The sequence below is a fragment of the Streptomyces sp. DH12 genome (assembly GCF_020873895.1).
Taxonomy (GTDB): Bacteria; Actinomycetota; Actinomycetes; order Streptomycetales; family Streptomycetaceae; genus Streptomyces.
In genome coordinates, this window is the sequence record NZ_JAHWGT010000007.1 from 242,612 (window position 1) to 249,381 (window position 6,770).

The 6,770-nt window shown below is 73.4% G+C and carries 6 protein-coding genes; 1 reads left to right on the plus strand and 5 read right to left on the minus strand.

Annotated elements, in window-relative coordinates; genetic code table 11:
* Positions 1-33: 33 nt before the first annotated feature.
* The 5 genes from LPA54_RS09105 to LPA54_RS09125 form a co-directional block, all read right to left on the minus strand.
* The gene (locus LPA54_RS09105; protein WP_228975581.1) at positions 34-1,020 is read right to left on the minus strand and encodes a YafY family protein; all 987 of its coding nucleotides are present in this window, start codon (positions 1,018-1,020) and stop codon (positions 34-36) included.
* Between the two features lie 216 nt (positions 1,021-1,236).
* Positions 1,237-1,608, minus strand: coding sequence for an FKBP-type peptidyl-prolyl cis-trans isomerase (locus LPA54_RS09110; protein WP_228975583.1), 372 nt, complete (start codon positions 1,606-1,608; stop codon positions 1,237-1,239).
* Between the two features lie 42 nt (positions 1,609-1,650).
* Complete coding sequence (locus LPA54_RS09115; RefSeq protein WP_228975584.1) at positions 1,651-2,634, minus strand: FKBP-type peptidyl-prolyl cis-trans isomerase; 984 nt, start codon at positions 2,632-2,634, stop codon at positions 1,651-1,653.
* Between the two features lie 263 nt (positions 2,635-2,897).
* Positions 2,898-4,259 (minus strand): Pup--protein ligase, encoded by a 1,362-nt coding sequence (gene pafA / locus LPA54_RS09120; RefSeq protein ID WP_228975587.1) that lies wholly within the window; start codon positions 4,257-4,259, stop codon positions 2,898-2,900.
* Positions 4,260-4,268: 9 nt separating this feature from the next.
* Positions 4,269-5,552 carry an MFS transporter gene (locus tag LPA54_RS09125; protein WP_228975588.1) on the minus strand — a complete coding sequence of 428 codons (1,284 nt, stop codon included), beginning with the start codon at positions 5,550-5,552 and terminating at the stop codon, positions 4,269-4,271.
* Between the two features lie 151 nt (positions 5,553-5,703).
* Between LPA54_RS09125 and LPA54_RS09130 the strand changes: the two genes are divergently transcribed.
* Complete coding sequence (locus LPA54_RS09130; RefSeq protein WP_228975590.1) at positions 5,704-6,732, plus strand: LacI family DNA-binding transcriptional regulator; 1,029 nt, start codon at positions 5,704-5,706, stop codon at positions 6,730-6,732.
* Positions 6,733-6,770 lie beyond the last annotated feature (38 nt).

Sequence of the window (6,770 nt, forward strand, 5' to 3'; positions counted from 1 at the left end):
GTCCGTCCGTCCGTTGTCTCAGCAGCCCTGGGCTCAGCAGCCCTTGGCGACGGCGCGCAGCCGGTCCACGACGTCCGCGCGCAGGTCGGCGGGCTCCCGCACGACGACGTCGGGGCCGAACTCGACCAGCCAGGCATCCAGCCCGTGCCCGTAGGGGATCTCCAGCTCGTCCCAGCCGTCGCCGCAGTCCCGTACGGACAGCGCGCGGGCGCGCAGCGGGTAGCCGCACTCGGCGCGCAGCCGGATCAGCGCGGTCCGCGTGGCGCTCTCCCCGGCCCAGCGCTCGACCGCCTCGCGGACGGTGGAGACGTCGGGGACCGGCGCGGTGAAGGCGCCGGCGCGGGAGCGGACCTTGCCGGTGATCCGGGACAGCCGGAAGACGCGCTCGGCGCCGCGGTCGCGGTCCCAGCCGGCGAGGTACCAGTGGCCGCGCCAGCACTCCAGCGTCCACGGCTCGACCTGTCGGACCTCGGCGCGGGCGGAGTTGGACTTGCGGTACTCGAAGACGACGGGCCGCCGGTCGCGGCAGGCCAGCATCAGGGGTTCGAAGGCGGCCTCGTGGACCGGGATGCGCGGTTCGAGCGCGCCGGGCCGGTCCTCGTACGGGTCGTCCGCCTCGGGCATGCCGGCGGCGCGCAGCTTCTGCAGGGCGCCGCTCGCGGCGCCCGCGAGGCGGGCCTGCTGCCAGACCTTGGCGGCGAGGGTGAGCGCGGCGGCCTCCTCGGCGTCCAGCTGGATGGCCGGCAGCCGGTTGGAGTCGCGGCGGGCGAGGTAGCCGGTCTCGCCTTCGAGGTTCTCGACGGTCTCGATGACCAGTCCGAGCTCGCGCAGGTCGTCCTTGTCGCGCTCGAACATGCGGTTGAAGGCGTCGTCGGCGGGCGTGGCGCCGCCGTCACCGGGGCCGAACGCCTCGACGTACGCCTCGATGGAGCCGCGCAGCTCGCGCTTGCTGAGCGGCCGGCGCGTGCCGAGCAGGCACAGCGCGAGATTCATCAGCCGCTCGGCCTTGGCAATGGCCATCGACGCCCAGCACCTCTTCGTATGGAGTCACTATCGCCCGATGACCGTACCGCCCCGGGGTGGCGTGACGAAAGTCGCCCCCGAATCGGTCGAACACCCGTCGTGGCCTGGGGGAAGCGGCCGCACGGGTGAGGGCCCGCGCCGCTGGGCGCGGGCCCTCGGGGGGCCGTGGTCCCCGTCGCGCGGGGCGCGGCGGGGGGACGGGGTGGGGCGGGATCAGACCGCGACGAGGTCGCAGACGAAGATCAGCGTCTCGCCCGGGGCGATCTTGCCGCCGGCGCCGCGGTCGCCGTACGCCAGGTGCGGCGGGATGACCAGCTGGCGGCGGCCGCCGACCTTCATGCCCTGGACGCCCTGGTCCCAGCCGGGGATGACCTGGCCGACGCCGAGCTGGAACTGCAGCGGGGTGCCGCGGTTCCAGGACGCGTCGAACTCCTCACCGGAGGAGAAGGACACGCCGACGTAGTGGACCTTGACCACGTCGCCGGACTTGGCCTCGGCGCCCTCGCCGACCCAGATGTCCTTGACCTCCAGCTCCGCCGGCGGCTCGCCACCCGGGAAGTCGACCTCGGGCTTCTCGATGCTCACGTCACTGCTCCTGTTGATCGTTAGTGCACAACCCGCACAGTCTTACATCTTCGCCAGGATGTCGAGCGTGAAGACCAGCGTGGAGTTGGCCGGGATCTCCCCGGAGGCCTCGGAGCCGTAGCCCAGGTCCGGGGGCACGACCAGCATGACGCGGCTGCCGACCTTCTTGCCGGCGAGGCCCTCCTGCCACCCCTTGATGAGCTGCTGGAGCGGGAAGGCGGCGAGCTGCTGGCGCGAGTAGCTGGAGTCGAACTCCTTGCCGCCGTTCCAGAGCACGCCCTTGTACTGGAGCAGCAGCTTGTCGGAGGCCTGCACCTCCTCGCCGTCGCCCTCCAGGACGTACTCGGAGACGAGCTTCTTGGGCGCGGCGGTCTTCGGGACGGTGACGGAGGGCGCCTTGCCGTCGGTGTTGGTGCCGACCTTGGGGAGGGCGGCGTCGTCCTGCGGGACGACCTTGCCCTTGGCGGAGGACTTGCCGTTGAAGGTCTCCTGGACGTCGATGACGAAGACCATCGTGTCGGTGCCCTTGATGTCGCCGCGGCCTTCGGCGCCGTAGCCCAGGGCCGGCGGGACGGCCATCTCGACACGGCTGCCGGCCTTCCGTCCGGCGAGCCCCACCCGCCAGCCGTCGATGACCGCGCCCTGCTGGAGCTGGATGACCAGCGGCTGCTTGCGGTCGTAGGAGTTGTCGAAGACCTTCGCCGTGTCCCAGATCTGGCCCAGGTAGTGCGCCCGGACGTAGTCGCCCTCGGCGACGGCCGTGCCGTTGCCCGCGATGACGGTCTTCACCGCGAGGTCGCCGGAGGGCTTGCCCGACCCCTTGGCCACGGTCGGCTTCTCACCCAACTTCGTGCCGGCCGTGATGGCGGGCAGCGGCCCGTCGACGACCTTCACGGACGGGCTGGGCTCGGGGGCCGACGGGCTCTCACCGACCTGGTCCTTCTTCTGGTCTGACTTGTCGTCGCCGCAGGCCGAGAGCGTGAGCAGGCCGGCGGGCACAGCGAGGAGGAGGGAGCGACGACGCACGGGAAGCCTCGTATCTGGTCGGGGATCGATCTTGTGGTTGGCGTGCGCGCCACTCTACGGCGTGGGAGAGGCGCCACACGAGGAACGTGCGCCCCTGCCGCAGACGTTCCCCCCGACCGCGCACGGCGCCCCGCACCACCGCGCGCGCGGCCGCGGGCCGGGCCGGAAGCGGTCGGACCGGGCGCGGCAGGGCGACGCGGTCGGGCCCCGCACCGGTGGTCCGGTGCGGGGCCCTGGGGGTCCGGCGGCGGGCGCCGGGGCGCTCACATCCCGGCGATGAGCTTCTCCACGCGGTCGTCGACCGACCGGAAGGGGTCCTTGCACAGCACCGTGCGCTGCGCCTGGTCGTTCAGCTTCAGGTGGACCCAGTCCACCGTGAAGTCCCGGCGCTGCTCCTGCGCGCGGCGGATGAAGTCGCCGCGCAGCCGCGCCCGGGTGGTCTGCGGGGGCACCGACTTGCCCTCGAAGATCTTCAGGTCGTTGCAGATCCGGGCGGCCTGGCCCTTCTTCTCCAGCAGGTAGTACAGGCCCCGCCGGCGGTGGATGTCGTGGTAGGCGAGGTCTATCTGCGCGATGCGCGGGTTCGACATGGTCATGTTGTGCTTGGCGCGGTAGCGCTCCAGCAGCTTGTACTTCATGACCCAGTCGATCTCGGTGCCGATGCGGTCGAGGTCCTCGGCCTCGATCGCGTCGAGCGTGCGCCCCCACAGCTCCAGGACCTGCGCGACCGTGCCGGTGCGGATGCCGCGCCGGTCGACGAAGTCGGCGGCCTTCTCGTAGTACTCCCGCTGCACCTCCAGGGCGGAGGCCTCGCGTCCGCTGGCCAGGCGCACCTTGCGCTGGCCGGTGATGTCGTGGCTGACCTCGCGGATCGCCCGGATCGGGTTCTCCAGGGTGAGGTCCCGCATGACCGTGCCCGCCTCGATCATCCGCAGCACGAGGTCGGTGGCGCCGACCTTGAGCAGCATCGTGGTCTCGGACATGTTCGAGTCGCCGACGATGACGTGCAGACGGCGGTAGCGCTCGGCGTCCGCGTGCGGCTCGTCGCGGGTGTTGATGATGGGGCGGGAGCGGGTCGTCGCGGAGCTGACCCCCTCCCAGATGTGCTCGGCGCGCTGGCTGACGCAGTACACGGCGCCGCGCGGGGTCTGCAGCACCTTGCCCGCGCCGCACAGCAGCTGCCGGGTGACGAGGAAGGGGATGAGGATGTCCGCGAGCCGCGAGAACTCCCCGTGCCGCGCGACGAGGTAGTTCTCGTGGCAGCCGTAGGAGTTCCCGGCCGAGTCGGTGTTGTTCTTGAAGAGGTAGACGTCGCCCGCGATGCCCTCCTCGTGCAGGCGTCGTTCGGCGTCCACGAGAAGGCCCTCGAGAATGCGCTCGCCCGCCTTGTCGTGCGTGACCAGCTCGGTCACGTTGTCGCATTCCGGCGTCGCGTATTCCGGATGCGATCCCACGTCGAGGTAGAGGCGGGCGCCGTTCCGCAGGAAGACGTTGCTGCTGCGGCCCCATGACACGACACGGCGGAAGAGGTAGCGCGCCACTTCGTCAGGAGACAGTCGGCGCTGTCCCCTGAACGTGCACGTGACGCCGTACTCGTTCTCCAGCCCGAAAATGCGGCGGTCCATGAAGGAACATTACGCCTGACGGCCCGTGCTGAAACCGGGTTCGACGGTACCGTTCCGATCATTTTCCGATACGTGCGCGGGGGTTTCGACGACCGGACGCCCGGAACGCGGCGCGGCGGCGAGGACGCGCCGGGTCGCCAGCAGCACCAGCAGCGCCGCGGCGCCCCCGGCGCCGGCCACCCCGAAGCCGTACGGCACGCCCGCCAGCTCCACCGCGGGGCCGGCCGCGGCGGAACCCACGGCGGCACCGACGCCGAAGGTGGTCACCAGCCACGAGAACGCCTCCGTCACCGTGCCGCGCAGCGCGTGCCGGTCCACGACGAGGAACGCGCAGGCGATGGCCGGCGCGAGGAACACGCCCGCAACAGCGGCCAGCACCGCCATCACGGCGACGTCCGGGACGAGGACGAGGGGCAGGTACCCCAGGGCCAGCAGGCCGACCAGGGCCCTCAGCCGGACCTCGGGGGCGCCCGCCCAGGGCCGGGCCCCGTAGACCATGCCGCCGGCGAGCGCGCCGAGCCCGAGCGCGGCCATGAGCAGGCCGTACACGCCGTCGCCGCCGTGCCCGTCCGCGTAGGCCAGCGCGGCGACCGTGATGGAGCCCATGGCCAGGCCGATGAAGAAGAACGCGGCGAGCAGCGCCAGCAGGCCGCGCGAGCGCAGCGCGCCCAGCCAGTGCGCCTCGCGCGGCTCGGACCGCCAGGCGCGCGAGGGCTCCGAGGAGACCACCGCGAGGGCTCCCGCCACGCCGGCGACGTTGATCACGAGCAGCGCGGCGGCGGGCGACCAGAGCCACACCAGCAGGGTCACCAGCAGCGGACCGACCGTGTACATCACCTCCTGGGCGACGGCGTCCAGCGCGTACGCCCGGTGCACCCGGTCGCCCCTGCCGAGGACGGCCGGCCACAGCGCCCGCAGCCCGCCTTCCAGGGGCGGGGTGAAGAACCCGGCCACCACGACCGCCGCGAACGCCACCGGCAGCGGGTCGGTGCCGGCCAGCGCCAGCCACGCCATGCCCAGCGCCGAGACCACGGCGGCGGGGAGCTGCACGCGCGGCTGGCCGTACACGTCGACGGCGCGGCCCAGGAGGGGCTGCCCCGCGGCGGTGGCGAGGCCGTACACGGCGGCCAGGGCGCCGGCCAGGGTGTAGCTGCCGCCCTCGGCGCGGGTGAAGAGGACGATGGCGATGTGCGCGGTGCCGTTGGGCAGCCTGCCGACCAGCGTGCCGACGAGCAGCCGCACGACGTGCGGAGCCCTGAAGATGTCGGCGTATCCGCCGCCTGCCGCGCCCATGCCTGCTCCTCCCCTCGGCCCCTTGCCGAGGTTTTACGTATAACTTCGTCCGTCATACGTACCATGTCGGGCAGCCGGGGGTCCACCCCGGGCACCACCGGCGACCGCCCGAACCCCGGCGCGGTCACGCACCGCACGGAGGCGTCAGCGCGTGAAGGCCCCGGAACCGCTCGGCGGGAGCCGCCCCACCAGCCGGGACGTCGCACGGGAGGCCGGCGTCTCGCAGGCGACCGTCTCCCTGGTCCTCGGCGGCAAGTGGCGCGGCCGCGTCTCGGAGCGCACCGCGGGCCTGGTCCGCGACACCGCCGACCGGCTGGGGTACCGGCCCAACCTCGCCGCCCGTAACCTGCGCCTGGGCCGCACCCGTACCGCGCTCCTGGTCGTGCCGGCGCTGACCAACGAGTTCTTCGCCCGCGTCTACACCGGGGCCGCCGCCGTCGCCGCCCGCCACGACTTCGGCGTCGTCCTCTACCCCTCCCCCGAGGGCGTGGGCCCCGCCCGGGACCCGTTCGCCTCGGCCCGCGCCGCGCTGGACGGCGTCATCGCCTCCTCCATGGCCGCCGGCGCCCTCGCCGCGTTCCGCGGCACCGACCTGCCGCTCGTCATGCTCGACAGCGACCCCGCGGACCCCGGCTCCGCGGCCCAGGTGAACCTCGACATCGCCGACGGCATGCGCCAGGTGACGGACCACCTGCTGGGGCTCGGCCACCGGCGCTTCGTGCACCTGGCGTCGGCGGTCCCGTCGTGGACCTTCGACGTCCGGGCGGAGGCCCTGGCCGCCGCCCTCGCCGGCCGCCCGGACGTACGGGTCCGCACGGTGCCCGCCCCGCTGGAGGTGGCCGGCGCCTGCGAGGCCGCCGCCCGCGCCCTCGACGGGCCCGGCGCCCGGCCCACCGCCCTGGTCTGCGACGACGACCTCATCGCCGCGGGAGCCTGCAAGGCCGTACGGCGGCTGGGCCTGCGCGTGCCCGAGGACGTCTCCGTCACCGGCTTCGACGACCTGGCCCTCGCGACCGCCGTCGAACCGGAGCTGACCACCGTCGCCCTCCCCGCCGAACGGGTCGGCGAGCGCGGCATGGAGGCCCTCCTGGCCGTCCTGGACGGCCGTACGCCGGACGCCGCCGACCTTCCCGTCGCCCTGCGGGTCCGCGCCTCCACGGCCCCCCCGCCGGCCGCCTGACGCCCCCACCGACCGCCGGGTGCCCGGCGGTCGGTGGG